Origin of the sequence: Neorhizobium galegae bv. orientalis str. HAMBI 540 (assembly GCF_000731315.1) — a bacterium.
GTDB lineage: Bacteria > Pseudomonadota > Alphaproteobacteria > Rhizobiales > Rhizobiaceae > Neorhizobium > Neorhizobium galegae.
The window spans coordinates 228,107-252,244 of the sequence record NZ_HG938354.1; the positions used below are offsets into that span (position 1 = coordinate 228,107).

Here is a 24,138-nt window from a genome sequence, read left to right on the forward strand (position 1 = left end):
TCCGCAGAGACGGTGGAAAGGTGACCGGAAGGCGGGCTTTCGCCTTCCGGTCATAGCTGCCTTGGGGAGGTTACTGGCCGCTGTCGATGATCGACTGCATTTCGCTTTGCGCGTTGGCAAAGGCGCTATCGACGTCGTCACCGAAAATGGCGGCGTTGGTGAAGCTCGCCCAGGGGCCGTTCGCGCTGTTGATCAGGTCGTTGAATTGCAGCGTGTAGGGGGTCTTTGCGACCGCGATCGCGTCTATGCCAACCTGCAGCCGGGGGTCGAGACCTGCCAGCACCTTGTCGGCGATATCGCCGCGCGTCGGCAGGCTGCCATACTTCGCCATGATCTTCTGGCCGTCCTGGGAGTAGATGTATTCGAGAAATTCCTTGACCGCGGCGATCTTTGGCGTGCCCTTGGTGACGACGAAATTGTCACCCCCGGCAAAGGAGGATGTTCCACCTGTGGCGCCGGGGATCAGCGAGACGCCGAAGTTGATATCCGGATGCTCGGTCACCAGCGAGCCGATGGCAAAGGCACCAAGGCTCTGCTGGCCGATCTTGCCGTTGGTGAAGGAGAGGAAGTTCGCGCCATTGTCGCTGGCAGCTCCTGCGGGCACGAGATCCTTCTTGACCATGTTGCGGTAGATATCGATCGCCTGGCGCATTTGCGGCGTATCGAGTGTCGCCGCCTTGCTGTCGGCCGACAGAATGTCGGCGCCTGAACCCCAGACCAGAGGCGTGAAGGTGAAGATCATGCAGCCGCCGCAACCGCCGCCGGAGAAATAGAAGCCGTAGGTATCGTCACCCAGCGCCCGGATCTTCTCGGCATTGGCGGTGATTTCATCCCAGCTTGCCGGTGCCTTTTCCGGATCGAGGCCGGCCTTCTTGTAGAGGTCTTTGTTCCAGGCAAAGACCGACGTTTCGACCGAAAGCGGCAGACCGTAGATCTTGTCCTGATAAGTGCCGAGCTTGACATGCGAAGGCGACAGCGAATTGAAGTAGGGCAGGGACTTTGCCCAGTCCGTCAGATCCTCGAGCTGGCCGGCGGCTGCAAACGCCGGATTGTAGATCAGGTCCATCGACAGCGCGTCGGGTGCCTGTCCGCCGGCAATCGCGGTTGCATACTTTTGCACCAGTTCCGAGAACGGCACCTCGGTCATCGCGACCTGGTTCTCGTGGCTGGAATTATAGGCCTCGACCGTTTTCTTGAAGGCATCACCGATGCCGGTGCGAACCCACATCTCGACCTTTTCGGCTGCAGAAGCCGACGATGCGAGGCACAGAACCGAGATACTGGCCGCTGTTAAAAGACGCTTGATCATGACACTCCTCCGAAATCGGGCGCTCTCCTCAGCGCCCTTGCTCATTCTTTCGAGGGTTCCCCCCCGCACGACTGCCGGACAACCAACCGGCATGGCAGTTTTCGCACACCCGGCTCGACGGGCCGTCCTTCCGCGAGCGCCAGGACGGTCAATCCCGCCTGACGCCCGAGTTCTTTCAATTCCATATCCACCGTCGTCAGCGGGGGCCGTGTCTGGGCCGCGACAATCTCCCAATTGTCGAAGCCGATCACCGAAACGTCCTCAGGCACCTTGATGCCGCGTTCGCGCAGGGCATCCACCGTGCCGCGGGCGATCTGGTCGTTGCCGCAGAACAAGGCATCCGGCTTGTCGCCGGCGCGCTCCCAGAGCAGGCCGACCGCCTCGTGGCCCCAGCTTTCCGACCAGACGCCATAAAGAACCTGTTGGCATTCGCCCGCTGCGATGCTGTAGGCATCGGCGCGTTCGCGCACCGAGAAAAAGTCCTTCGGGCCGGTGACATGGACGATCCAGCGCCGCCCGATCGACTGCAGCCACTCGACCGCAAGGGCTGCGCCATGCGCATCGTCCGACCGGAAGATAACGCTGTTCGGCGTCCCTTCGGTGAAGGCATAGACGACCGGAACCGACAGGTTCGAGAGATCGACCGGCAAACTCCTGTCCATCCGCTTGCCGGTGGCGATGATGCCGTCCACCTGCTTGTCGAGCATGGCTTCGACATGGATCTGCCCAAGCGCCGGGTCGTCTTCGATGGCGCAAAGGAAAACCGAAACGCCGTGATCGACCAGTGCCTCCGATACGCCAGCCATTACCGGCAAGGTGAATCGGCCGTAGGTGTCGTTGGTGAGAAGCCCGATCGTGAAGCTGCGCTTGCTGAGCAGGCCACGCGCAAGCGCGTTCGGACGAAAACCGATATCAGTGGCCACCCGTTTGACCCGTTCCCGTGTCTTGTCTCCCATGCGGCCGGTGTTGTTCAGAGCTTTCGACGCCGTCGAAATGCTGACGGCCGCTGCGGCTGCAACGTCATGAATCGTAACGCGTTTCTTATTCCTCCCCGTATCCAGACTATTGTCCTCCTGCTATGGTGAGAAAACCTTTTACCAGGTAAATTGTCAAGTGAGAAAAGGTTTTCTCAAAGCTTGTAGCGTGAACGCTGCCAGAGCCACTAAGGTTCAACTGGAGGACTTGATCGGGTTCGACGATTTTGCCGACGTTCAGGCGGTGATGGCAATGAGCGGGACCAACACCATTGTTGATTTCGGCAATGGCGATGTCCTGCAGTTCGTAAATGTGGCTTCTTCATCATTGACGGCCGTGGACTTCATCTTCGCCTGAGGCAAGCTGCTCGTAAGAACAGCAGACCACGGTCGGCGCAGCTCGTGGGCTCCAATTGACGGTCATTGAAACTTCTTCTGACCCCATCTCGCGATCGGCATGTTACGCAATGGCTGCCGATCCCGATCCGATTTCCGTGGATTGCGATCGGTATTCCGAAATGCCGAGCACACTGATGGACCTGTCGAAAATAAAGACGCTGATCGATTTTGTCGGACGATCGAATGTGACCGAGTTGTCGGTCACGGAAAAGGACGTCACGGTCCGGATCTTCCGTAATGCGGGCCATGCTGCAATCGACGTTCCGGTTTCGGATCCGGACGAAACAGTCGCTGCGGCAGCGAAGCCTGTTTCCGGCTCGTCGCCTGCGGCCTCGGCAAAACAGGCTTTTCAGCTGAAGGCACCGGTCTTCGGCATATTGCATCGGGCATCCGCCCCCGGACAGGAGCCGTTCGTCAGGATCGGCGACCTCGTGGAAGAGGGGCAGACGCTTTTCATCATCGAGGCCATGAAGGTTTTCAATACGGTCGCTGCGCCGCTTGCGGGTCGCGTTGCGTGGCTGACCGAGATCGATGGTGTGGAAGTTGAAGTCGGCGACGTGCTCGCGGAGATCGCGTAATGGGCGAACCTCCCAAAAACGCCGCCTCGGCCAATCGCCGCTTCGATACCGTCCTGATTGCCAACCGGGGAGAAATCGCCCTTCGCATTCAGCGCGCCTGCCGCGAGCTTGGTCTGAAAGCCGTAACGATCTGCTCGGAGGCCGACCGGCAGGCGCCATTTGGCAAGACGGCCGACAGCGTTCTGTGTATCGGCCCGGCGAATGCCGCGAAAAGTTACCTGAACAAGGATGCCATCATCCTCGCGGCAGAGCTGACCGGTGCCGGCGCAATTCATCCCGGCTACGGTTTCCTGTCGGAAAGCGCGGCCTTCTCGGAGGCAGTCGAAAAGGCCGGTCTTGTCTTCATCGGGCCGGACGCTTCGTCGATCTCGACGATGGGCGACAAGATATCGGCAAAGCGGGCGATGATCGCTGCGGGCGTTCCCTGCGTGCCCGGCCCCCAGACGGCGCTGCCCGACGAGCCGGCGAGCATCGAGCGGACCGCGCAAGAGATCGGTTATCCCGTCATCATCAAGGCTGCCGGCGGCGGCGGCGGCCGCGGCATGCGTGTCGTGTCCGAGGCCGGCGCACTGCATGAGGCAATCGCGCTGACCCGCGAGGAAGCGCGTCAGGCCTTCGATTCTCCCGCGCTCTACATGGAGAAATTCCTTCAGCATCCCCGGCATATCGAAATCCAGGTCCTGTGCGACGTCCACGGCAATGCCATCTGGCTGGGGCACCGGGATTGCTCGATGCAGCGGCGCCACCAGAAGGTGGTCGAGGAGGCCCCGGCGCCCGGCATCGCGCCCGATCTGATCGGGCCGGTTGGCCTGGCCTGTGTGAAGGCCTGCCGGCAGATCGGCTATCGCGGCGTCGGAACGTTCGAGTTCCTCTATGAAGACCGCGAGTTCTATTTCATCGAGATGAACACGCGCCTTCAGGTCGAGCATCCGGTCACGGAAATGACCAGCGGCATCGACATCGTCCATGCGCAGATCAACGCCGCCCAGGGTATTCCGCTCGAGTTGCGGCAGGACGATATCCGCTGCAGCGGCCATTCGTTCGAGTGCCGCATCAATGCCGAGGCTCCGGAAAGCTTCCTGCCGTCGGCCGGAACCATCACCGAGCTTGCGCTTCCCGAAGCGCCGGGCGTACGGGTGGACACCCATATTCACGCCGGCTATCGGGTCTCTCCCTATTACGATTCCCTCATCGCCAAGCTGATCGTGCACGCTCCGACGCGGGCCGAGGCAATGGCAAGGATGCGCGAGGCGCTTGCCGGAACGAGGGTGGAGGGGATTTCCACCAACCTGCCATTCCTGCGGGCGCTCTTCGAGGACGAAGCCTTTGCTCGGGGCGAAACGGACATCCACTACCTGGAGAAATGGCTCAAGCAGCGGAGAGCCGCATGAGCACGATCGATTTCAGCGATCCGGCAACAATCGCCGCGCTGACGGAAGCGCTGACGGCGGCCGGTGTCGACGGCCTCGAGATTTCCGGTCCGGGTGGGCAACTTCGCCTCGTCATCTCGAAGGGCGAGGGGCCGCACATCCGTTTGACAGGCGGCATCGGGGCGAACCCGGCCAATGCGGCGATCGTCAAGGCGCCGATTGCGGGATGCTTCTGCGCCATCCATCCTTCGGTTTCCGAGGAAACCGAGACACTGCCGCGCAGGGTTTCCGACAAGGATGTCGTCGGCTTTATCCGCATCGGATCGGTGCTGCTTCCCGTTCTGGCGGGCCGATCCGGCTTGTTGGCGCGGCGGCTGGCGGAGCCCGGCGCGCTGGTCGGATTTGGCGATCCCCTGTTTGAAATCGAGCCCCAGCCATGATCGCTACGTTAAAGCCCTTTGCGTCCTCTCACCAGATCGTCACGGCGACGAAAGGCAGGGCGCGCGTCTCCTTCATTGGAGGGCGCTCCTTCCTGCTCGAAGCGGCGGGTGAATTCGATCTGCCGGCACAGCGTTTCATCTGGGCACTATCCCATGTGGTCAGGGATTGGGCGGATGTCGCGGAAGTGATACCGGGCATGACAAACCTGCTGGCGATCTTCACGGCAACGCCCGAGGATCCCGAGTTCATCGTCGGCAGGCTTCTGGAGGCCTGGGACAGCGTCCCCAGCCTTGATCTCTCCGGAAAGACGATCGAGATCTCCGTCCACTATGGTGGTGCCTATGCGACTGATCTTGCGGCGGTCTGTGATTTTTCCGGTCTGAGCGACCGGGAGGTGGTGCGCCTCCATCACGATGCGACCTATCGGGTTTTTGCGCTCGGAAGCGCTCCGGGCTTCGGTTACCTGCATGGCCTCGACGCCCGTATCTATATGCCCCGCAAGACGGTTCCGTCGCTCAAGATGGAAAAGGGCTGCGTGACGATCGGCGGAATGCAGACGGGCGTCGCGATGCTGACCGGCCCGAACGGGTGGAATTCCATCGGCTATGCCGATCTGCAGATGTTCGACCCGACGTCTTCCACGCCGGCCCTCCTGGCGCCGGGCGACACGGTGCGCTTCGTGCCGGACAGGATCGAGCTATGATCGAAATCGTCGAGACCGGTCCCTTCAATACGGTGCAGGATCTCGGCCGCCCCGGCTATCGCGATATTGGCGTCTCCGCCGGCGGCGCCATGGATCCGCTCGCGGTCAGGATCGGCAACATCCTCGTCGGCAACCCGCAGGATGCGGCTGCCATCGAGATACAGATGTTTCCCTTTACGCTGCGTTTCAAGGTTCCTACCGCGTTTGCCGTCACGGGCATCGATGGTCAGCCGCTGCTCGATGGCCGGGAATTGCTGCCGTGGTGCGCGTATCGGGCCGAGGCCGGGGAGATCCTCGAGCTGAAACAGCCGCCGAAGCTTGCACGCGCCTATATCGTGCTCGGCGGCGGGATCGACGTTCCCGTTCTCATGGGCTCGCGAAGCACGGCGCTGCGCGGTGGGTTCGGCGGCAATGCCGGCCGGCCGCTCATGAAGGGAGACCGGATCGAGGTCTGTGCCCTTCCCCAACCTCTTCCGCTCCCGGCGGGCGGTATCGCCGCGGTGGCGCCGGCGACCGCGTTGCGTGACGCATTCCCCGTAGCAGACGATGGCACGCTGCTCATCCGCGCCATTCCCGCCGGAGAACATGAGCTTTTCGCCGATGACGGCGAGGCTTTCTGGAGCCAGGTCTGGAGGATTTCGTCGCGCAGCGACCGCACGGGTTACCGTCTTTCCGGCGCACCGATCAAGCCGGTGAAGACGGTCGAAATGCGCTCGCATGGCGTGGTGCCCGGCGTGGTTCAGGTGCCGCCGGGCGGGGAGCCCATCATCCAGATGAGCGACGCCAATACGGCGGGCGGTTATCCGAAGATCGCCGGCGTGATCGAAGCCGATCTGTGGCGGCTCGGGCAGGCGCGTGCCGGCAGCCGGCTGCGGTTCATGCGCTCGACACATGCCGAGGCCCGCGCGGTCGAACAGATTGTCTCCCGGTATATCGAGGACATCGAGCGGACATCACAAATGGTCAAGCGCGCCTTGAAGGCGATGACCTGATGCCATTCGCGATCAGATGGAGGACGCGATGAAGATTGATCTGAATTCCGACATGGGCGAAGGTTTCGGCCCCTATCGCCTGTGCGACGACGAGGCGATGATGCAGGTCGTATCGTCGGCCAATATCGCCTGCGGTTTTCACGGCGGGGACCCCGAAACCATGGCGCGCATGGTGCGCCTTGCCAAGCAGAACGGCGTCGGCATCGGCGCACATCCGGGCCTGCCGGACCGAACCGGCTTCGGCCGGCGCGAGATACCCTACCAGCCGGACGAATTGCGCCAGCAGATGCTGTACCAACTCGGCGCCCTGACGGCGATCGCCAAGGCCGAAAATATGACCGTCGGCCATTTCAGCTTTCACGCGGCCATGGGCAACATGGCCAATCGGGACCCCGCGCTGGCCGACCTGATGATGAGCGCCATTTCGAGCGTCGATCCGAACCTCGTGGTGTTCGTGACGCCGGACAGCGAAATCGAGAGGGCCGCGAAGCGCGCCAAGCTGAAGACGCTGGCGCTTTTCTTGGCCGACCGCGCCTATGACGCCGGCGGCAAGCTCGTCGCCCGCGGATTGCCGGGTGCGCTGGTCAAGGAGGAGGCGGCGGTTCGTGCACGGGTGCGCCGGTTCCTGACCGATGCGACCGTCGAAGCGATCGACGGGACGATCATCGCCATGCCGGCTCGCTCCATTCTCGTGCACAGCGATACGCCCGGCTCGCTCGAGCTTGCCCGGGTCGTCCGCAGCGAAATCGAGGCGTCCGGCGCGACGCTCGCGCCTGCGGCCGAACTCGCGTCCTGAACGGCCGCCCGCCGTCACAATTTCCGTTTCACCGAGAGACCAAGTCAATGCCGTCCATCGCCGACCGCCTGAAGAACGTTTCCATCCCTGCATCCGCCGCCATGACCCAGCGTGCCCGGGAACTGGCCGCCAAGGGCATCAAGGTCGTCAGCCTTTCCTCCGGGGAACCGGACTTCCCGACGCCAGCCCATGCGATCGAGGCCGCTCACGCTGCGGGACTGGGTGGCGATACGAAATATCCGCCGATCGATGGTACGTCGGAGCTGAAGGCCGCGATCGCCAGGAAGTTCAAGCGGGACAACAATCTCGTCTATGATGCCAGCCAGATCGTTGCGTCGGCTGGCGGCAAGCAGACCATTTTCAACGCCATGCTCGCAACCCTGAATCCGGGCGACGAGGTGGTCATTCCGACCCCTTCCTGGGTAAGCTACGCGGATATCGTCCATTTCGCCGGCGGAACGCCCGTCGCAGTTCCCTGCTTCGAGCAGACCGGGTTCAAACTGCGTCCGGAGGATCTGGACGCGGCGATCACGCCACGCACAAAATGGCTCATCCTGAATTTCCCGAACAACCCCACGGGTGCGGCTTGCTCGCGAGCCGAGATGGCGGCGATCGCGCAGGTCATGCTGCGGCACCCGAATGTCTGGATCCTGACCGACGACATCTATGAGCATCTGGTCTATGACGATTTCGAATTCTGCACCATCGCCGAGGCCGAACCCAGGCTCTACGACCGCGTCCTGACGATGAACGGCGTCTCGAAAGCCTATGCCATGACCGGCTGGCGGCTGGGCTTCTGCGCCAGCGGCTCCAAGGAATTGATCGCGGCAATCAGCAAGGTCAATTCCCAGAACGCCGGCGGCATCACGACGGTCACGCAGGCCGCCGCCATCGCTGCCCTCGACGGCCCGCAGGATCTGCTTAAGGAGCGTGCGGCGATCTACCGGGAACGGCGCGACTTCGTCGTCGGAAGGCTCTCGGAAATCGAAGGCCTGCGCTGCCACAAGCCGGAAGGAGCGTTTTACCTCTATCCCAACATGTCGGGCCTGATCGGAAAGACCACGAAGGGCGGGCGGAAGATCGAGACCGACGTCGATTTCGTCATGGGCCTGATAGAGGAACACCATGTCGCGACCGTCCAGGGTGCGGCCTATGGCATGAGCCCGTATTTCCGCATTTCCTATGCGACTAGCATGGAGATGCTGAACGAGGGTTGTGCGCGCATTGCCGAGTTCTGCAAATCGATGCACTGAGATGAAGTGCCGACTTCCGCCTCGGAAATAGCTTACTCAGAGTTTCAACCGCTCGGTCAGTTCCACGAGAATGTCCCGGACGGCGAATGCCGGTTCCGACAACGAGTTCTGGTCGGACGTGCAGAGCGAAAGCGTTTCCTCTATCCGGGGCGATACGACCCGGCAGACGAGCGGTTCGCTCGACTCGGAAACGATGCGGTCGGCAATGGCCTTTGGCATGATCGTCGCCCCGAGCCCATTTCCGACCGCGCGGGCGAGGGTGCGCACGATTTCCACTTCCGCCACGACCTTGAGATTGATCCTGCTGCGGGTGAAAGCGGTATCGATGGCGCGGCGCACGAAATTATAGGCCGGCGGCAGCAGCATCGGCATTCCATCCAGGGCGCCGAGCGGCACGGGTTTCGAATCCGCCTCGATCGCGAAGTTGCGATGCGCGACGAGATAAAATTCCTCGCTCAGGATCGGTTCGAAACGCACGCCCTTGATCGGCCCGATGCCATGGATCAGCGCCATTTCCAGCCGTCCGTTCATGATCATCTGGCTATAGGTCTGGCCGACGCTTTCGGTCAGGTGCAGCAGAATGCCCGGATGCCGCTTGCGCGTTTCCGCCAAGAGATCGACCGAGAGCGTGGCGGCACTGCTGAACGGCACGAGGCCCACCGAGACCCGGCCCGCCAGTGAATTGCCGGCGGCTGCGGCATCAGCCTGCGCCTGCTCCATCTGCCGCAGGATGATCTGCGCGTGCCTGTACACCGCATGTCCCGCATCGGTCATGCTGACGCCCTGCTGGCTGCGGATCAGCAGTTTCTGGCCGAAATGCTCCTCGAGCGCCGCAAGCTGCTGGCTGAGCGCCGGCTGTGCGAGGTGAAGGATATCGGCGGCGCGGGTGATACTGCCGCTGTCGACAATGACGATGAAGGATTTGAGGCGCCTAATATCCATGGGGTCGGGTGATGCTCTGTTCCGCAGGCCTATGTTTTGCAGACATGCCCGCCTTTGGCAATGCGGCTCTAAAGGATGGCCGCCTACTCCGCATAAGGAATTCAAGGCCTTGGGGCTGGGCGCTTGCCATCCGGCAAGCTCCATAAAACTTGCTTATTACTCCAGAAATAATCGGTCTTAGGCAAGCCGTGAAAGCTTCGATACTGTCCACGCCAACAACAAGGGGATCAGAATGTCATTCTCCGATTACAGGACCGCACTGGTTACCGGCGCATCGTCCGGCATCGGCGCTGCCGTCGTCGAGCGTCTCCGCGCCGAGAATATCGAAGTACACGCGATCGCTCGTAGTGCTGACGCCCTCAATGAACTCGCCGAGCGTACGGGCTGTATCGCGCATGTCATCGACGTCACCGACCGTGCCGCGATCGCTGAACTTGCCGGCAGCGTCCAGTTCGACATTCTGATCAACAATGCCGGCGTCGACCGGCCGAAGAAGTTTCTGCAGGCGGATGCCGAAGACATCGATCTGCTGGTCGACGTCAATCTGCGCGCCGTCCTGCATATCTGCCGCCTGATCGTTCCCGGCATGGTCGAGCGTGACCGCGGCCATGTCGTCAACATTTCCTCGATCGCCGGCAACTACAATTTCGGCGGCAATTCCATCTATCATGCGGTCAAATCCGGCGTCGCCATGCTGTCCAATCAGCTCAGGATCGACGCATTCGGCAAACGCGTCCGCGTGACGGAAATCTGCCCGGGGCGTGTCGCGACGGATATCTTCAACCACGTGCACGGCAACGATCCGAGCGTGCACGAACGTTTCATCGACGGGTTCGAGCTGCCGCAGGCATCCGACATCGCCGACGCGATCGCCTTTGCGATCGCCGCACCGGTTGCCGTCAATATCGGCCATATGGAGATCACCCCGACATTGCAGGTAATGGGCGGGCTGCAGACTGCCAGGCCCGAAACCTCCGCAGCCGTCTACGAAGCTGAAGGCGCGAAGCGGTGACCGGCTTTGATCTATCCGCGATCCTGACCAATTCCGACTATCGCGCGATGCTGCTGCACGGCATCGAGACGACCTTCGCCATCTATGTCGGTTCGTGGCTGCTGGCGATGACGCTTGCGATCCTGCTGCTGGCGTTCCGCATGTCACCGGTCAGGATCGGCGAGCCCATCGTCAAGGCCTACATCTCCTACCACCGCAACGTGCCGACCCTGGTGCAACTGATGCTGTGGTATTTCGGGATCTTCACGCTGCTGCCGCAGGGCCTGACGAATTGGCTGACGGATCACAATGCGGAGGCGATCTTCGCGATCATCGGCCTTGGACTGTGCCAGGCAGCCTATTTCAGCGAGGACCTGCGGTCCGGCTTACGCTCCGTCAGCCCGGGCCAGATGGAAGCCGCCAAGGCCCTCGGTCACGGCTATATCTCGGCCCTGCGCTTCGTGGTCATGCCGCAAGGCGTGCGCAATGCCTTGCCGCCGCTGATCAATCACAGCGTTTCGCTGTTCAAGAACAGCAGTCTGGCGATTGTCGTCGGCGCTTCGGAGCTGACGCACGCGGTCAAGGAGATTGAAAACCTCAGCTTCCGGACTTTCGAAATCTACCTGGTCGGCACGGTCCTCTACCTGTTCTTCTCGCTCATCATCATGGGGGCCGGTGCTTATCTGTCGATGCGCGCAGATCCGGCTCGGAGAGCGCGCGCATGATCCAGGACATCATCACCATCATCCATGACTATTGGCTGCTCCTTCTGATCGGGCAATATCCCAACGGGCCGCTGGGCGGGCTCGCCAATACGATCATCCTCTCCCTGCTGGCGATCCTGCTTGCCTTTCCTGTCAGCATTCTTCTCGCCCTGGCACGCCTTTCAAAATGGCGGGCGTTGAGATGGCCGGTGACGGGCCTCGTCTATGTCACCCGCGGCGTGCCGCTGCTGATGCTCATTCTGTGGTGCTATTTCCTGGTTCCGCTCTGGACCGGTGCCGACGTACCAAGCTTCCTGATCATGCTTGTGACGCTGGTCGTCTACGAGGGGGCGTTCCTGAGCGAAGTGGTGCGGGCTGGCATCGTCTCGTTGGGCCAGGGCCAGATGGATGCGGCAAGGGCGCTCGGCCACAGCCATCTCAGCGCAATGCGCTTCGTAATCCTGCCGCAGGCGCTCTACAACATGATCCCGAGCATGATCTCGACATTCGTCTCGACGATCAAGGACACGACCCTCGGTTACGTGATCAACGTGCCGGACCTGACCTTCGCGGCAAGCCAGGTGAACAACCAGCTGTTCACCCAGCCCTTCCAGGTCTTCATCATCCTGGCTGCCGTCTACTACGCGCTCTGCTGGAGCCTGACCTATGTGGCCAACAGCCTCGAGCGGCGCATTGCACGCCGCCGCGCAGGTCCGCGTCGCAACGCTCGCCTTGCCACCGAGGCCGTCCCCCTCAAAACACTTGTGGAGCAGCCATGACGATGCCAGTTTCCCAGCTGCAGGATGGCCAGGCCATCCGCCTTTCGGATGTCTGCAAGAGCTACGGCGACTATCCGGTCCTGCGCAACATCAACGCCGAGGTCGGCCGCGGCGAGGTCGTTGTGATCTGCGGGCCATCCGGTTCCGGCAAGTCCACGCTGATCCGCACCGTCAACCGGCTGGAGGAAATCAATAGCGGATCGATCAACTTCGAGGGCCAGAATATTCATGCCCCGATGCGCGGACGCGAACTGAACCGGCTGCGCAGCAGGATCGGGTTTGTGTTTCAGAGCTTCAACCTCTTTCCGCATCTCTCGGCGGTCGAGAACGTCTCTATGTCGCCGATCCGGGTGAAGGGTGTTTCTGCGGACGTCGCTCGCGACAAAGCCATCAAGCTGCTCGATCGTGTCGGGCTTGCCGACAAAGCGAATTCCTATCCAGGCCAGCTATCCGGCGGGCAGCAGCAGCGCGTGGCGATTGCCCGGGCACTTGCTATGGAACCACCGGTCATGCTCTTCGACGAGCCGACCAGCGCGCTCGACCCGGAAATGGTGGGCGAGGTGCTGAGCGTCATGAAGAGCCTGGCTGCCGAGGGTATGACCATGCTCTGCGTCACCCACGAGATGGGCTTTGCCCGCGATGTCGCAGACCGCATCTGGTTCATCGATGCGGGCGAGATCCTCGAAATGGCGCCGCCCAAGGATTTCTTCCAGAACCCTCGTCATCCCCGCGCCCAACGGTTCCTGTCCGATCTGCGCCATTGACCAATCAAGACATCATAACAAGGAGAACAGCAATGAACTGGAAATGCCTGACACTAACCATCGCATTGGCAGCGGCCGGTGCCGCTTCGCCGGCGGTCGCGGACCAACTCGACACGATCCTGGCCAGCAAGACGTTGCGCTGCGCTACGTTTGCCGACGTTCCGCCATTCGCCGCTCCGGATGTGAAGACGCGCGAGATGGTCGGGTTCGACGTCGATCTCTGCAATGCCATCGCCAAGGAACTCGGCGTCAAGGCTGAAGTGAAGCCGGTTTCGGTCGAAGCCCGCGTGCCGGAAGTCAAACTTGGCCGCGTCGACATCACGGTTGCCAATCTTGCCTATACCCAGGGCCGCGCCGAGCAGATCCAATTCAGCGATCCCTATTATCTCGCCAAGGAAATGCTGATCGTTCCAGTCGACGATGCCGGCAAGAAGAAGTCCGACTACGAAGGCCAGCGCGTCGCCTCCACCAAGGGTTCGACATCGGAAATGTCGATCAAGCTCAACAAGTCCGATCCGCTGACCTTCCAGGACACCGGCTCCGCCTATCTCGCCGTCCAGCAGGGCAAGGCACGCGGCATGGTCGCCAACACCATGACCACGACCAAGCTGGTGAACGAATCCAAGACAAAGGGCAAGCCGATGCGGATGATCGAGGAGCCGATGCTCTTCCAGCCAATCGGTATCGGCATGGCCAAGGACAATCCCGCCCTGACCGCCAAGGTCAACGAAATCCTGCGCAAGCTCGACACGTCCGGCGATCTCAACAAGATCTGGGACAAGTGGCTTGGCCAAGACACCGAATACAAGATGACCCGCACCGACAAGGTAGTGCCGCTTTCCGAACTGAAGTTCGACCCAATCCCGTAATCGTCTCTCGCTCGGCTCTGCCTGAACTCAATCGCAAATCAACGAAGGCTGCAGGTGGCGGGACGTGCCCGCCGCCGGTCTTGCCATGGGAGATTTTTTCATGATCCATATCAAAGACATCGCAGAACGGCCAAGCAAGGCCGATATCGAAGCGGTCGCCAAATTCTCGCCGGCCACGATCCATGAAGCGCAGGGGCGCAGGGGCGCGCTTTCCTCACGCCTCAAGCCGGTCGACTATCGCATGAAGCTGTGCGGCCCGGCCTTTACTGTCAAATGTGCACCGCGCGACAACATCATGTTGCAGCTTGCCATCAACTACGCCAAACCGGGCGATATCATCGTCGTGTCTGCGGGCGAGTTTGAAGAGGCCGGCTCTTTCGGCGATGTTCTTGCCAATGCCTGCCTTGCAAAGGGCATCGGCGGCCTGGTGACCGATACCGGGGTCCGTGACACGTTGCAACTCCGGGAGCTTGGCTTCCCGGTCTTTTCGCTCAGCGTCTGCATCAAGGGCACCGTCAAGGAAACCATCGCTGCCGTCAACGATCCGGTTATCGTCGGCGGAGAGATCATCAATCCGGGCGATATCATCGTCGGCGATGCTGATGGCCTCGTTGTCGTGCGCCGCGCCGAGGCGCAAGAGGCAGCGCGTCTGTCGCAGGCCCGCGAAGATGCGGAAGCCGGTTATATCGAAGCCTACAAACAGGGAAAGTCGGTCATCGAGGTCAGCAAGCTGGAACCGGTGTTGAAAGCCAAGGGACTTGTCGTCGATATCTGAGCAGGCGCTCCAGATGTCGCAGCATTTTTCCTGCTCAAGGAACGAGGTATCCGATGAGCTATTCCCTGTTTGATCTGACCGGTTTGCGAGCCTTGGTGACGGGTTCGTCGCAGGGTATCGGCTTTGCGCTTGCCAGAGGCCTCGCGGAACACGGAGCTTCCATCGTCCTGAACGGCCGTGACAGGGCCAAGCTCGAGACCGCTGCAGGACAGCTCAAGGAAACTGGTGTGACGGTTTCGGTATCTGACTTCGACGTTACGGACGCCGAGGCCGTGAAGCGCGGGGTCGATGCGATCGAGGCCGAAGTCGGTGCGATCGACATCCTGGTCAACAATGCCGGGATGCAGTTCCGCAGCCCGCTCGAGGATTTCCCCATCGACCGCTGGGAGCAGTTGCTGAAGACCAACGTCTCCAGTGTCTTCTACGTTGGCCAGGCGGTGGCCAAGCACATGATCGGCCGCGGACGTGGCAAGATCATCAACATCGCTTCGGTGCAGAGCGAACTCGCGCGCCCCGGCATCGCTCCCTATACGGCGACGAAAGGGGCGGTGAAGAACCTGACGCGCGGCATGTGCACCGACTGGGCCAAGCACGGCCTGCAGATCAATGCGCTCGCGCCCGGCTACTTTAAGACGCCGTTGAACCAGGCACTGGTCGACAGCCAGGAATTCTCGTCCTGGCTTGAGAAACGCACGCCCGCCGGACGCTGGGGCGATGTCGAGGAACTGGTCGGTGCGGCCGTCTTCCTGTCAAGCAAGGCCTCTTCCTTCGTCAACGGACACACGCTCTATGTCGATGGCGGCATCACCACCAGCCTCTGAGGCAGGAGCCTTCGGGCCGATCGTCGTGATGGGCGTCTCGGGCTGCGGCAAGTGCGACGCTCGAGCTTCCGACTACGGAGCCGGACGTTGCGACCATCGATATCAACAGTCACTGGACTCCATCATTGCGATGGCCGTGACGCTACTGGCCGCCCGCAAGGGGCGCGCAAGCTGAACAGGACTTCTGGAGGAAACATGAGCAAGCCCGATATTCTTCTGATCGGCCCATATCCGGAATGGGATCTGGTCGAACTGGAAGTGCAGTACAATGTCTTGAAGCTTTACGAGGCCGTCGACCGCGATGCCTTCGTGAGCGAACACGCCGCCGATATCCGCGCCATCGCCACGCGCGGGGAGCTCGGCGCTTCCGCCGACCTGATCGGCAAGCTGCCGAAGCTCGAGCTCGTCTCGGTCTATGGGGTCGGTTACGATGCGGTCAACCTGGACGCCTGCCGGCAACGGGGCATCAATGTCACCAATACGCCCGATGTGCTGACCAATGACGTGGCCGATCTCGGCGTGGCGATGATGCTGGTCCAGTCGCGCGGCATGATCGGCGCCGAGGCCTGGGTCCGGGACGGAAGCTGGGAGACACAAGGCCTCTATCCCCTGAAGCGCCGGGTCTGGGGCCGCAAGGCGGGGGTTCTTGGCCTTGGCCGTATCGGTTTCGAAGTCGCCAAGCGCCTTAAGGGCTTCGACATGGACATCGCCTATAGCGACGTGTCAGCCAAGCCGTATGCGGAAGACATGACCTTCATCTCTGATCCAGTGGAACTGGCCCGGCGTTCCGACTTCCTGTTCGTGACGCTGGCCGCGTCGGCGGCCACGCGTCATATCGTTTCGAAGAACGTGATCGCCGCCCTCGGTCCGGAAGGCATGCTGATCAACATCTCGCGCGCCTCCAATATCGATGAGGAAGCGCTGCTCGCCGCACTCGAAGGCGGAGCGCTCGGATCTGCGGCACTCGACGTGTTCGAAGGCGAGCCGAAGCTCAATCCGCGTTTCCTCGAACTCGGCAACGTGCTGGTGCAACCGCATCACGCATCCGGCACGATCGAGACCCGCAAGGCGATGGGCAAGCTGGTGCGCGACAACCTTGCCGCCCACTTCGCCGGCGCCGCCCTGCCGACACCCGTTCTCTGAGGATAAGTCCATGAAAGCCGTCGTCATTCATGCCGCCAAGGATCTGCGCATCGAGGAACGGGAGGTCGAGGCGCTCGGCCCCGGGCAGGTGGAGGTCGCCATCGAGGCAGGCGGCATCTGCGGTTCCGACCTGCATTATTATAACCACGGCGGCTTCGGCACCGTGCGCGTCCGCGAGCCGATGATCCTCGGCCACGAGGTTGCAGGAACGATCAAGGCATTGGGGGCAGGCGTATCCGACCTTGCCGTCGGCGACCGGGTGGCGGTGTCGCCCAGCCGCCCCTGCAATGCCTGCGACTACTGCCTCAAGGGCCAGCAGAACCATTGCCTCAACATGCGCTTCTACGGCTCCGCCATGCCGATGCCGCACATCCAGGGGGCCTTCCGCGAGCGGCTGGTTGCCGAACAGTGGCAATGCCACAAGGTCGCCGATGGTGCCTCCATCCACGAAGCCGCGATGGCCGAACCTTTCGCTGTGGCGCTCCACGCCGTCGTCCGCGCTGGCGGGCTCGCCGACAAGCGGGTTCTTGTGACCGGCTGCGGCCCGATCGGTGCGCTGGCGATCATCGCGGCACGCGCCCATGGTGCCCGTGAGATCATAGCCACCGACGTGATGACCCCTGTACTCGAGACGGCGCTCCAGGTTGGTGCCGACCGGGTGATCAACGTCGCGAACCAGCCCGAGGAACTGGCCTCCCACTCGGCCAACAAGGGTTATTTCGACGTTCAGTTCGAGGCATCGGGAAACCAGAGCGCATTGCGTTCGGGGCTGGAGGTGCTGAAGCCGCGCGGCATCCTCGTCCAACTCGGGCTCGGCGGCGACGTGTCGATCCCGCAGAACATGGTGGTGGCCAAGGAGATCGAGATGAAGGGCACTTTCCGCTTCCACGACGAGTTCGGCCTGGCGGTCGACCTGATTGGAAGGAAAAGGGTCGACCTGAAGCCGCTGCTCACCGGAACCTATCCCCTCGAAGACGCCGTCAAGGCATTCGAGGCGGCCGGTGACCGGACGCGATCGATGAAGGTGCAACTCGCGTTTTGACAGTGCGTAGTCAGCAACGAAACCATGAGTTCGAAGAAACCGTCCGGTTGGGCGATTGGTTGGTAATTGGCCACGCCAACCACCGTAATCAACGTGCGGTTCCGGCCTCTGCATGGTGGCAGGCAGTCAGCAATCCCGGGGCAGCCGTCCTTGCCGTCAGTCCGGGCTCCTGTTCCGCGCAGATCGAAGTGGCCTTCCAGCAACGCGTCCGAAATCGGCATCCGCTCGGGGGATTGGCAGGGCTTGGAAGATCACCTTGCAGCACGATGCGCTTGCGATGACCACGAAGTCTTGGGTCCGGTGTCGGAACGGCCGACATCAGGGCCTGCGTATAGGGATGTGCCGGCGCGCTGAAGATCGATTGCTTCGGCCCGGTCTCGATGATTTTGCCGAGATACATGACCATCACACGGTCCGCGACGTGCCGCACGACGGCAAGGTCGTGCGCGACGAAAAGCATCGCCAGATTGCGCTCGCGCCTCAGCCTGGCGAGCAGATTGACGACCTGTGCCTGAACCGAGACGTCGAGGGCGGAGACCGGTTCGTCGCAGACGAGGAGTGTCGGGTTGAGTGTCAGGGCGCGCGCAATTCCAAGCCGCTGCCGCTGGCCGCCTGAAAATTCCGAAGGATAGCGGTCCGCATGTTCCGCACGCAGCCCCACGGATTCAAGCAGCTTGACCGTCTCTTCCCGCCAGCGGGCCTTTGGCATGGCGCCGGGATGCAGCGCCCACGGTTCGGAGATCAGCCGGTCGACCCGCATGCGCGGATTAAGTGACTGGTATGGGTCCTGGAAGACGACCTGCATCTTGCGGCGCAATTCATGCAGCTCCCTTCCGCTCGCTTTTGTGATTTCCACGCCATCGAGAACGGCGCTGCCGCTGGTCGCCGGCCCGAGCTTCAGGAGCGTCCTGACCAGGGAAGTCTTGCCGCAACCGCTTTCGCCGACAAGGCCGAGCGTCTCTCCGCGGGCGATCTCGAAGCTGACGTCGTCGACCGCGCGCACGGGCGTCGCGCCGCTGCCGAAGTGCCGGGAAAGGTTTTCGACTTTGAGAAGAGGCTGGTTCATGCTGGCGATACCGGGAAATGGCAGGCGGCCTGGCGACCCGGCCCCACGGTTTCAAGAGGAGGGACGACCTCGGCGCAGAGCCCTTCGGCACGCGGACAGCGCGTCCTGAACGCGCAGCCTGAAGGAAGGGCGACGGGATTGGGCGCCGAGCCGGGGATCGGCACCAGTTCGTCGTCATCGGTATCCAGGCGCGGCTGCGAGGCGAGCAGGCCGACGCTGTAGGGATGTCGTGCATCCTCGAAAAGTTCGAAGACATTTGCGGTCTCGACGATCCGGCCGGCATACATGACGGCCACGCGGTCAGCGAGTTCGGCTACCACACCCAGATCGTGGGTGATGAAGATCATTCCGGCATCGCTGCGTTTACGGATCGTGGCCAGAAGATCAACCACCTGCGCCTGGATCGTGACGTCGAGCGCCGTCGTCGGCTCGTCGGCGATGATGACATCCGGTTCGAGTGCTACGGCCATGGCGATCATGATGCGCTGGCGCATGCCACCGGAAAGCTCGTGCGGATATTGCCGCGCCCGACGTTCAGGATCGGGAATGCCGATTGCCGTCAGGAGGTCGATCACAGCCTTCTCGACGCCGCCTTCGGGGCTGCGGCTGTGGATGCGGTACATCTCCGCGATCTGCCAGCCGACAGGATAGACGGGATTGAGCGCCGCAAGCGCATCCTGAAAGATGAGGGCGATCCGGCTGCCGCACAGATCTCGCCGTTCGTTGCGCGAAAGCTTCAACAGTTCCGTCCCGTCGAAGCGGATCGACCCCCGGTCGATAGCGCCCGGAGGATTGGGAACGAGGTCCATGATGGCAGATGCGGTCACAGACTTGCCGGAGCCGCTTTCGCCAAGAAGGGCCAGGACTTCACCGCGTTCCAGCGAGAAGGAGACGCCATTGAGTGCGAATATGCGGCCGGACGCCGTGTCAAAACTGACTTGCAGATCCTCGACTTCGAGAAGGGCCATCAGCGCCTCCGGCTTACAAGACGCCAGTGCTGCGACGGATCGTTGACGATCCGGAACCAGTTGGCGAGCAGGTTGAAGGACATGGTGGTGAGCATGACGGCGAGGCCGGGGAAAAAGCCGAGCCACCAGGCGGACGACAAATAGCCCTGGCCCTGGGCGACCATCAGACCCCAGCTCACCGAAGGTGGCTGGATGCCGAGGCCGAGATAGCTGAGGCCGGATTCGAACAACATGACCATGGCGAGATTGACCGAGGCGAGCGTCAGCATGGTGGGCGCGACGCTGGGGAGGATGTGGGTGCGCAGGATCCAGGTCGGTCCGCCACCGAAGACGCGCGCCGCATCGACGAAAAGTCGTTCGCGGACCTCCAGCGTTTCGGCTCTTGCGACGCGGATATAGGCCGGCATGCGGGTGATGGCGAGCACGATCACGAGGTTGCCGACGCTCGGACCGAACAGGTAGAGGCCGAAGAGTGCCACCAGCAGCGTCGGGAAACCGAGGATGATATCGCAGATCCGCATGATGACGTTTCCGACGATGCCGCCGAAATACCCGGCGATCACGCCCAGAAGCGTTCCGCCGATCAGGCTTGTCAGCACGGTCACCACGGCGATGCCGATCGTCGTCGAAGCCGCCTGAATGAGGCGGACGAGGAGTGGCCGTCCGAGTGCGTCGGCACCCAGCCACAAGGTCCAGGACTGGCCGAAGTCGAACGGCGGCAGGTTGCGCGCCTTCAGCGAAATGCGATTGTCGCCGAGGAGCGACAGGGAATCGGTCAGGATGGCGAGCACGACGATCAGCAGCCAGATCGCCGCGGCGACGGCCATCGGGTCACCCGCGAGCGCACGCAGGAGCCAGAGGATGCGGCGGCTGCGGCGCTCGCGGGCCGGGAAGAATTCGGCGGACGTGTCTGTCATTCGACCCTCACGCGCGGGTCGATCGAGGCATAAAGCATGTCGACCAGGATATTGATGACGAAGATCACGACCGCGACGGCAAAGATCGATGCCTGGACGATCGCGAAGTCGCGTTTCAGAATGCCGTCGATCAGGAGTTTGCCGATGCCGGGAAACCCGAAGACCACCTCGACGACGCCGCCACCGCCGGCGAATTGGGCGGCAAGGTCGCCGGTCACCGTGACCGCCGGCAGGAGAGCATTACGAAGCGCGTGCACGAAGGTGACCCGTCCGTCACGCGCGCCCTTGGCCCGCGCCGTGCGGACGAATGTCGCATTCAGCGCTTCAATCATCGAGCCGCGGACGATCTGCACCAGAGTTCCGAAAGGTCGGGCAAACAGGCAGGCGACGGGTAGCACCCAGTAAATCGGGCCGCCGAAGCCTGACGTCGGCAGAATGCGGAAGGTGACCGCAAACAGAAGCACGCCCATCAGGCCGAGCCAGAAATCCGGCACGCTTGCGGCTGCCTGCGACAGGACATTGACGCCCCGGTCGATCCAGCCACCGGCGTTCACGGCAGCAATGGATCCCATGACGATCGCGGCGGTGAAAGCCAGAGCCAACGCGATGGCGCCAAGTGCCAGCGTGTTCGGCAGCGCCTCGAGTACCACGTCCATGGCCGGGCGATTGTGCCAGAGAGACATTCCGAAATCGAGGCTGAGAATATCCCAAGCCCAATCGAAGAACTGGGCCAGGAGCGAGCGATCGAGCCCAAGACGGATGCGCATGGCTTCGCGCGCCGCATCCGAAGCGTCGACGGGCAGGTAGAGATTGACGGGATCGCCCGTCAGCCGCACGAGGAAGAAAGCGGATGTCATCAGCGCCGCAAGCGCGAGCGCCGCGAAGGCCGCACGTTTCAGGAAATAGGTGAAGGACATCCGCTCTCCTCAAGCGACATTCAAGCCGTCGGCCGGGCAGATCAACGGTAGCTGATCGACTTCAGCTTGATCTCGTTGCCTGCCTGTACATCGGGCGTATAGTTCACGTTCTTGGCGACACGGGCGATCGTGACCATGTGAAAGAGCGGTGCGATGTTGACCGTATCGACGGCGATGTACTTGAAGGCCTGCTGGAACAGCTTCTTGCGCTCGTCACCGGTCGCCTTCGAGGCATCGGCGATCAGCTTGTCGAGACCGGCGTCCGTGATGGTCGACTGGTTGCCATCCGTGGTAAAGCGGTTCGGCAGCGTGAACACGGCATCGCCCTCGGCATTGTCGATCTGCGTCTGCAGGATCGAGGGCGGGCGATCCTTGTTCCACGGTTTCAGCAGCCGCTTCAGCCACGGGCTTGTCTCGAGCATTTCAAGCCGAGCGTTGAAACCGGCATCCGCCAACATGGCCTGAATAGCCTCCAGGCTTTCGGACGAGTTCGGATAGATGCCGATGCGGCCGTAGATGACGATCTCCTTTTCGACCGGCACGCCATCCGCCTTGGCGGCCGCAAGCAGGGACTTCGCCTTTTCCGGATCGTAGTTCCAAACGGGAATGTCAGGATTGAAGCCGAAGACCGACGGTGGCACGACCTGCATCGCCTTTTGAGCGTCCTTGTGGAAGATCGTTCCGATGAGGCCATCCCTGTCGATCGCGAGGTTGAGTGCTTCGCGAACGCGCTTGTCGTTGAGGGGTGCAATCTGCGCATCGATCCTCAACAGCGAGGTTTCGGCGTTTGGGAAAGCATGATCCTGTCCGGTGGTGCCGTCCTGGGGTGCGATTTCATAGGCGATCTGCGCTTCGCCGGTGTCGACCATCGCCGCCCGCACCGCGGACTCGGAGCGCCAGATGATCGTCGCTTTGGGAATTGCAGGCTTGTCGCCCCAATAGCCTTCATAGGCCGCGAGACCGACCGACTGACCGGGCGTCCACGCGACCAGCTTGTAAGGTCCGGTTCCAGCTGGGTTGCGCGTCTTGGCGTCGCCCGGGGTTGCCGGCGAACCGATGTCCAGGGCGGACAGCTTGTTTGGGAGGATTGGCTCGACGACGTCCGTCTTTATGAGGAGCGTCGTCGGGTTCACGGCTTCTGCATTGAGTTTGAGGCCCTTTAGCGTGGCTTGTCCCACTTCGCAGGCGAGCGCCGGATCCTGAGCCCGCTTCAGAGCCGCGATAACCGCATTGGCATCGAACGCCTTGCCGTCGTGGAAGGCCACGCCTTGGCGCAGCTTGAACTCCCAGTTCAGGCTATCGACCTGCCGCCAGCTGGTGGCGAGGCTCGGGACGACAGAACCATCCTTGGGGCTGAGATTGACAAGCGCTTCGGTGATGTTGTTGTGCAGAATGCGTGAATTGCCCGAGAGGTCCGTATCGCAGGGATCGAGCGATTTCGGTTCATCTGTCACCACGACCGTCAGCTTGTCCGGGGCCGCCCGAGCGGGAATTGCGGCGCTTGCCGCCAGCGACATTGCAAGCCCCATGCTCAACGCATGGATACCCATGATCTTTTTCATAAAAGCCCTCCTCCAAATCCAATCGAACCGCATACGGCGCCTCGGTGATCTCTTCCTCAAAGTCATCCGGCTCCGCGGGGACAACCCGCGCTCAAATGGCTTTACTTCCTCCTGCAAGTGCGTAGTGTCAAATATGACACTTGCGACCCCAACATGCTCGTTCGATCTCAAGAAGTCAAGGCAAGCAATCCGCATATGGAATTTGAAGTTCATGATTGAACCAAAGCATGGGTCTCCGGTGGTGGAAAAGACGGCGCATCTACTGGAGGCGGTCGCCGATGCGAGGACCGGAATTTCGCTCGGCGCATTGGTCGATCAGCTCGGAGTGCCTCGTTCGACCGTGTACCGCATCCTCAATTCACTGACCGCACATGGGCTTGTGGCTCGGGTGAATGGCGGAGCTTCCTACGAGCTGGGGCCGAAATTCGTGCAGCTCGCGCGGCGTATTTCGCCCGGCGCGGATAGGGTGACGCTGATCGAGGCGGCGAGGCCGATCCTGGCGGCCGCGGCCGACAGGATCTACGAATCCTTCAGGCTGGCGGCACCCGAAGGTAATGAAATGATGACGATATTTGCGGCTTCCAGCCCTGGCGACTACGCCCTGTTCATCAAGGTCGGCGGGCGTTCGCGCAAGCATGTCGGTGCAGCCGGCAAGCTTGCTCTGGCCTATTCCGACTACAACGAGATCGAGGTCTACTGCGCCGGCGGGCTGGAGGCCCGGACGCCGTATACGATCACCGATCCTGAGACGTTGAAGGAAGCGCTCGCGGAAATTCGCCGCAGCGGAAGTGCGGAAGACAATCAGGAATCGAACCTTGGCTTGCGGGCTTTCGCCGCTCCAATATTCGATTCAGCAAGTCGCCTGGTCGCCACCGTCAGCGTGCCGTTCATCGGCGAGGCGACGCCGGAGCGCGCTCGATCAATCAAGCGCGAGGTCCTCGACGCCGCCACCATGGTGATGAAGGCTATCAATGGCATTCATCCGATGTCCAAATAAGAAACTATAAATTCTTTATTGAACTATCGTGTCGTTATGCTAGACCTCGCAGCCGGACAAACGGAG

At 61.8% G+C, this 24,138-nt stretch carries 26 protein-coding genes; 18 read left to right on the forward strand and 8 right to left on the reverse strand.

What is annotated here, in order from left to right; genetic code table 11:
* Positions 1–70: 70 nt before the first annotated feature.
* Both RG540_RS23655 and RG540_RS23660 read right to left on the reverse strand, forming a co-directional pair.
* Positions 71–1,309 (reverse strand): ABC transporter substrate-binding protein, encoded by a 1,239-nt coding sequence (locus RG540_RS23655; protein WP_041364066.1) that lies wholly within the window; start codon positions 1,307–1,309, stop codon positions 71–73.
* A gap of 41 nt (positions 1,310–1,350) precedes the next feature.
* Positions 1,351–2,370 (reverse strand): LacI family DNA-binding transcriptional regulator, encoded by a 1,020-nt coding sequence (locus RG540_RS23660; protein WP_065814448.1) that lies wholly within the window; start codon positions 2,368–2,370, stop codon positions 1,351–1,353.
* Between the two features lie 121 nt (positions 2,371–2,491).
* On the opposite strand from RG540_RS23660, the gene RG540_RS32470 reads away from it, so the two are divergent.
* The 8 genes from RG540_RS32470 (at position 2,492) to RG540_RS23695 (ending at position 8,815) form a co-directional block, all read left to right on the forward strand.
* Complete coding sequence (locus tag RG540_RS32470; protein WP_157884672.1) at positions 2,492–2,641, forward strand: hypothetical protein; 150 nt, start codon at positions 2,492–2,494, stop codon at positions 2,639–2,641.
* 175 nt (positions 2,642–2,816) lie between these two features.
* Positions 2,817–3,260 carry an acetyl-CoA carboxylase biotin carboxyl carrier protein gene (locus RG540_RS23665; RefSeq protein WP_041366257.1) on the forward strand — a complete coding sequence of 148 codons (444 nt, stop codon included), beginning with the start codon at positions 2,817–2,819 and terminating at the stop codon, positions 3,258–3,260.
* The gene (locus RG540_RS23670) at positions 3,260–4,651 is read left to right on the forward strand and encodes an acetyl-CoA carboxylase biotin carboxylase subunit (protein ID WP_041364068.1); all 1,392 of its coding nucleotides are present in this window, start codon (positions 3,260–3,262) and stop codon (positions 4,649–4,651) included. The genes RG540_RS23665 and RG540_RS23670 overlap by 1 nt, the downstream gene beginning before the upstream one ends.
* Entirely contained in the window at positions 4,648–5,070 is a 423-nt protein-coding gene (locus RG540_RS23675; RefSeq protein WP_041364070.1) for an acetyl-CoA carboxylase, read from the forward strand. Before RG540_RS23670 ends, RG540_RS23675 begins: the two co-directional genes overlap by 4 nt.
* Positions 5,067–5,774: a 5-oxoprolinase subunit PxpB gene (gene pxpB / locus RG540_RS23680; protein WP_041364071.1), complete on the forward strand. Its 708-nt coding sequence runs from the start codon at positions 5,067–5,069 to the stop codon at positions 5,772–5,774. The genes RG540_RS23675 and pxpB overlap by 4 nt, the downstream gene beginning before the upstream one ends.
* Positions 5,771–6,766 (forward strand): 5-oxoprolinase subunit C family protein, encoded by a 996-nt coding sequence (locus RG540_RS23685; RefSeq protein WP_041364072.1) that lies wholly within the window; start codon positions 5,771–5,773, stop codon positions 6,764–6,766. Before pxpB ends, RG540_RS23685 begins: the two co-directional genes overlap by 4 nt.
* 28 nt (positions 6,767–6,794) lie before the next feature.
* Complete coding sequence (locus RG540_RS23690) at positions 6,795–7,562, forward strand: 5-oxoprolinase subunit PxpA (RefSeq protein WP_041364074.1); 768 nt, start codon at positions 6,795–6,797, stop codon at positions 7,560–7,562.
* Positions 7,563–7,609: 47 nt separating this feature from the next.
* Positions 7,610–8,815 carry a pyridoxal phosphate-dependent aminotransferase gene (locus RG540_RS23695; RefSeq protein ID WP_041364075.1) on the forward strand — a complete coding sequence of 402 codons (1,206 nt, stop codon included), beginning with the start codon at positions 7,610–7,612 and terminating at the stop codon, positions 8,813–8,815.
* Between the two features lie 36 nt (positions 8,816–8,851).
* On the opposite strand, the gene nac is transcribed toward RG540_RS23695, so the two are convergent.
* Positions 8,852–9,757 carry a nitrogen assimilation transcriptional regulator NAC gene (gene nac, locus RG540_RS23700; protein ID WP_040124260.1) on the reverse strand — a complete coding sequence of 302 codons (906 nt, stop codon included), beginning with the start codon at positions 9,755–9,757 and terminating at the stop codon, positions 8,852–8,854.
* Positions 9,758–9,989: 232 nt separating this feature from the next.
* Between nac and RG540_RS23705 the strand changes: the two genes are divergently transcribed.
* The 9 genes from RG540_RS23705 to RG540_RS23745 all read left to right on the forward strand — a co-directional run bounded on the left by RG540_RS23705 (position 9,990) and on the right by RG540_RS23745 (position 17,645).
* Positions 9,990–10,769, forward strand: a complete 780-nt coding sequence (locus tag RG540_RS23705; RefSeq protein ID WP_041364078.1) for an SDR family oxidoreductase — start codon at positions 9,990–9,992, stop codon at positions 10,767–10,769.
* A complete protein-coding gene (locus RG540_RS23710) occupies positions 10,766–11,473 on the forward strand; it encodes an amino acid ABC transporter permease (protein ID WP_041364080.1) in 708 nt (235 codons plus the stop codon). The genes RG540_RS23705 and RG540_RS23710 overlap by 4 nt, the downstream gene beginning before the upstream one ends.
* Positions 11,470–12,231: an amino acid ABC transporter permease gene (locus RG540_RS23715; RefSeq protein WP_041364082.1), complete on the forward strand. Its 762-nt coding sequence runs from the start codon at positions 11,470–11,472 to the stop codon at positions 12,229–12,231. The genes RG540_RS23710 and RG540_RS23715 overlap by 4 nt, the downstream gene beginning before the upstream one ends.
* Positions 12,228–12,995: an amino acid ABC transporter ATP-binding protein gene (locus tag RG540_RS23720; RefSeq protein WP_041364083.1), complete on the forward strand. Its 768-nt coding sequence runs from the start codon at positions 12,228–12,230 to the stop codon at positions 12,993–12,995. Before RG540_RS23715 ends, RG540_RS23720 begins: the two co-directional genes overlap by 4 nt.
* Positions 12,996–13,027: 32 nt before the next feature.
* Positions 13,028–13,864, forward strand: a complete 837-nt coding sequence (locus tag RG540_RS23725) for an ABC transporter substrate-binding protein (protein WP_041364086.1) — start codon at positions 13,028–13,030, stop codon at positions 13,862–13,864.
* A 100-nt stretch (positions 13,865–13,964) separates the two neighbouring features.
* Positions 13,965–14,639, forward strand: coding sequence for a 4-carboxy-4-hydroxy-2-oxoadipate aldolase/oxaloacetate decarboxylase (locus RG540_RS23730; RefSeq protein WP_040124272.1), 675 nt, complete (start codon positions 13,965–13,967; stop codon positions 14,637–14,639).
* Between the two features lie 53 nt (positions 14,640–14,692).
* Positions 14,693–15,460 (forward strand): SDR family oxidoreductase, encoded by a 768-nt coding sequence (locus RG540_RS23735; protein ID WP_041364088.1) that lies wholly within the window; start codon positions 14,693–14,695, stop codon positions 15,458–15,460.
* A 195-nt stretch (positions 15,461–15,655) separates the two neighbouring features.
* Entirely contained in the window at positions 15,656–16,603 is a 948-nt protein-coding gene (locus RG540_RS23740) for a 2-hydroxyacid dehydrogenase (RefSeq protein WP_041364091.1), read from the forward strand.
* 10 nt (positions 16,604–16,613) lie between these two features.
* Positions 16,614–17,645, forward strand: coding sequence for an L-idonate 5-dehydrogenase (locus tag RG540_RS23745; RefSeq protein WP_041364093.1), 1,032 nt, complete (start codon positions 16,614–16,616; stop codon positions 17,643–17,645).
* An 88-nt stretch (positions 17,646–17,733) separates the two neighbouring features.
* On the opposite strand, the gene RG540_RS23750 is transcribed toward RG540_RS23745, so the two are convergent.
* The 5 genes from RG540_RS23750 to RG540_RS23770 are packed head-to-tail and all read right to left on the reverse strand — an operon-like array spanning position 17,734 to position 23,075.
* Positions 17,734–18,711 (reverse strand): ABC transporter ATP-binding protein, encoded by a 978-nt coding sequence (locus tag RG540_RS23750; protein ID WP_041364096.1) that lies wholly within the window; start codon positions 18,709–18,711, stop codon positions 17,734–17,736.
* Positions 18,708–19,679 (reverse strand): ABC transporter ATP-binding protein, encoded by a 972-nt coding sequence (locus tag RG540_RS23755; protein WP_046599322.1) that lies wholly within the window; start codon positions 19,677–19,679, stop codon positions 18,708–18,710. The genes RG540_RS23750 and RG540_RS23755 overlap by 4 nt, the downstream gene beginning before the upstream one ends.
* Positions 19,679–20,596, reverse strand: coding sequence for an ABC transporter permease (locus RG540_RS23760; protein ID WP_041364099.1), 918 nt, complete (start codon positions 20,594–20,596; stop codon positions 19,679–19,681). The genes RG540_RS23755 and RG540_RS23760 overlap by 1 nt, the downstream gene beginning before the upstream one ends.
* Positions 20,593–21,513 carry an ABC transporter permease gene (locus tag RG540_RS23765; RefSeq protein ID WP_041364102.1) on the reverse strand — a complete coding sequence of 307 codons (921 nt, stop codon included), beginning with the start codon at positions 21,511–21,513 and terminating at the stop codon, positions 20,593–20,595. The genes RG540_RS23760 and RG540_RS23765 overlap by 4 nt, the downstream gene beginning before the upstream one ends.
* Positions 21,514–21,554: 41 nt before the next feature.
* Complete coding sequence (locus RG540_RS23770; RefSeq protein ID WP_041364103.1) at positions 21,555–23,075, reverse strand: ABC transporter substrate-binding protein; 1,521 nt, start codon at positions 23,073–23,075, stop codon at positions 21,555–21,557.
* Here RG540_RS23770 and RG540_RS23775 point away from each other — a divergent pair.
* Entirely contained in the window at positions 23,062–24,072 is a 1,011-nt protein-coding gene (locus RG540_RS23775; protein WP_407668966.1) for an IclR family transcriptional regulator, read from the forward strand. The two genes, RG540_RS23770 and RG540_RS23775, sit on opposite strands and share 14 nt — an antisense overlap.
* Positions 24,073–24,138: the final 66 nt, after the last annotated feature.

Excerpts from the sequence above, each read along its gene's own strand:
- RG540_RS23740 (WP_041364091.1), top strand. The coding sequence starts at position 15,656 with ATGAGCAAGCCCGATATTCTTCTGATCGGCCCATATCCGGAATGGGAT.
- nac (WP_040124260.1), bottom strand. The coding sequence starts at position 9,757 with ATGGATATTAGGCGCCTCAAATCCTTCATCGTCATTGTCGACAGCGGC.
- RG540_RS23670 (WP_041364068.1), top strand. The coding sequence starts at position 3,260 with ATGGGCGAACCTCCCAAAAACGCCGCCTCGGCCAATCGCCGCTTCGAT.
- RG540_RS23705 (WP_041364078.1), top strand. The coding sequence starts at position 9,990 with ATGTCATTCTCCGATTACAGGACCGCACTGGTTACCGGCGCATCGTCC.
- RG540_RS23750 (WP_041364096.1), bottom strand. The coding sequence starts at position 18,711 with ATGAACCAGCCTCTTCTCAAAGTCGAAAACCTTTCCCGGCACTTCGGC.
- RG540_RS23655 (WP_041364066.1), bottom strand. The coding sequence starts at position 1,309 with ATGATCAAGCGTCTTTTAACAGCGGCCAGTATCTCGGTTCTGTGCCTC.
- RG540_RS23745 (WP_041364093.1), top strand. The coding sequence starts at position 16,614 with ATGAAAGCCGTCGTCATTCATGCCGCCAAGGATCTGCGCATCGAGGAA.
- RG540_RS23690 (WP_041364074.1), top strand. The coding sequence starts at position 6,795 with ATGAAGATTGATCTGAATTCCGACATGGGCGAAGGTTTCGGCCCCTAT.
- RG540_RS23725 (WP_041364086.1), top strand. The coding sequence starts at position 13,028 with ATGAACTGGAAATGCCTGACACTAACCATCGCATTGGCAGCGGCCGGT.
- RG540_RS23735 (WP_041364088.1), top strand. The coding sequence starts at position 14,693 with ATGAGCTATTCCCTGTTTGATCTGACCGGTTTGCGAGCCTTGGTGACG.
- RG540_RS23715 (WP_041364082.1), top strand. The coding sequence starts at position 11,470 with ATGATCCAGGACATCATCACCATCATCCATGACTATTGGCTGCTCCTT.
- RG540_RS23765 (WP_041364102.1), bottom strand. The coding sequence starts at position 21,513 with ATGTCCTTCACCTATTTCCTGAAACGTGCGGCCTTCGCGGCGCTCGCG.
- RG540_RS23760 (WP_041364099.1), bottom strand. The coding sequence starts at position 20,596 with ATGACAGACACGTCCGCCGAATTCTTCCCGGCCCGCGAGCGCCGCAGC.
- RG540_RS23695 (WP_041364075.1), top strand. The coding sequence starts at position 7,610 with ATGCCGTCCATCGCCGACCGCCTGAAGAACGTTTCCATCCCTGCATCC.
- pxpB (WP_041364071.1), top strand. The coding sequence starts at position 5,067 with ATGATCGCTACGTTAAAGCCCTTTGCGTCCTCTCACCAGATCGTCACG.
- RG540_RS23770 (WP_041364103.1), bottom strand. The coding sequence starts at position 23,075 with ATGAAAAAGATCATGGGTATCCATGCGTTGAGCATGGGGCTTGCAATG.
- RG540_RS23685 (WP_041364072.1), top strand. The coding sequence starts at position 5,771 with ATGATCGAAATCGTCGAGACCGGTCCCTTCAATACGGTGCAGGATCTC.
- RG540_RS23665 (WP_041366257.1), top strand. The coding sequence starts at position 2,817 with ATGGACCTGTCGAAAATAAAGACGCTGATCGATTTTGTCGGACGATCG.
- RG540_RS23720 (WP_041364083.1), top strand. The coding sequence starts at position 12,228 with ATGACGATGCCAGTTTCCCAGCTGCAGGATGGCCAGGCCATCCGCCTT.
- RG540_RS23755 (WP_046599322.1), bottom strand. The coding sequence starts at position 19,679 with ATGGCCCTTCTCGAAGTCGAGGATCTGCAAGTCAGTTTTGACACGGCG.
- RG540_RS23775 (WP_407668966.1), top strand. The coding sequence starts at position 23,062 with ATGATCTTTTTCATAAAAGCCCTCCTCCAAATCCAATCGAACCGCATA.
- RG540_RS23730 (WP_040124272.1), top strand. The coding sequence starts at position 13,965 with ATGATCCATATCAAAGACATCGCAGAACGGCCAAGCAAGGCCGATATC.
- RG540_RS23675 (WP_041364070.1), top strand. The coding sequence starts at position 4,648 with ATGAGCACGATCGATTTCAGCGATCCGGCAACAATCGCCGCGCTGACG.